Source organism: Latilactobacillus graminis DSM 20719, from assembly GCF_001436415.1.
Taxonomy (GTDB): domain Bacteria; phylum Bacillota; class Bacilli; order Lactobacillales; family Lactobacillaceae; genus Latilactobacillus; species Latilactobacillus graminis.
Genome location: NZ_AYZB01000019.1, coordinates 1 through 711, shown reverse-complemented (window position 1 = coordinate 711; position 711 = coordinate 1). Strand labels below are relative to the sequence as shown.

The following is a 711-nucleotide window of genomic DNA, read 5'->3' as shown; positions in this document are numbered from 1 at the left end:
AATTCGCCGTCAAAATGAACAGATACACCTTTATAACTAGTGCCTTCAGATTCTGTAAATATATATGATGTTGTACTCATAAGTAATTCCTCCAATAAATTTATTTAGCTTACATTTTTCAAAAGGCCATGCCTGGACAAAAAGACAACCCCTGCGTAGCACACGAAGTGCTTGGGGGTTGTCTTTTTGGCTAGGTTTGGTATTTGAAATCAAAAAGAACCGGCTTCCGGTTCTTTCCGCTTTTGAACTTGCAACGTGGGCGTGTTTAGCGACCAGGTTGTGCACTTGAGCTTATGGTTTTGAACTTGATCTTGAACTGCCGGTTTTGAACTTGGGGTTTGCAGTCGCTCTGCGACTGCTGGGTGTCGAGCGGGGGTGGTGGTTGGAGCGAGTAAACCCAAAGCTAAAACTAACCTAGAAACGAGGATCAATAATGACATTCAAACGTTTAACTCTCTTTGCACTTTCGTCAATTTTATTACTAAGTGGCTGCTCTGAAATAACCACCTCAAATACAACAACTAACAGCAGTTCTAACACTTACAACGAGAAAACCGCTGATTACCAATCGCTAGCCAACAAAGCCTTTAAGAGCGGTTCTAGCCCTTATATTGAGGTCAATAATAACCAAGCTGAACTCAACCCTGGTAACTGGAAAAATGAGCATATTAAATACAGCAATTTGGATCAACTTAATCGTGCTGGTGCCGC

General features: G+C 41.8%; 1 protein-coding gene and 1 pseudogene. One reads left to right on the top strand and one right to left on the bottom strand.

The genetic code is table 11. The annotated features are described in order from the left end of the window. Positions 1 to 209 precede the first annotated feature (209 nt). Positions 210 to 440 carry a hypothetical protein gene (locus tag FC90_RS04165; protein ID WP_057908043.1) on the bottom strand — a complete coding sequence of 77 codons (231 nt, stop codon included), beginning with the start codon at positions 438 to 440 and terminating at the stop codon, positions 210 to 212. Between FC90_RS04165 and FC90_RS09185 the strand changes: the two are divergent. After that, a pseudogene (locus FC90_RS09185) lies at positions 434 to 711 on the top strand (DNA/RNA non-specific endonuclease); the annotation flags it as partial. The gene FC90_RS04165 and the pseudogene FC90_RS09185 overlap by 7 nt on opposite strands.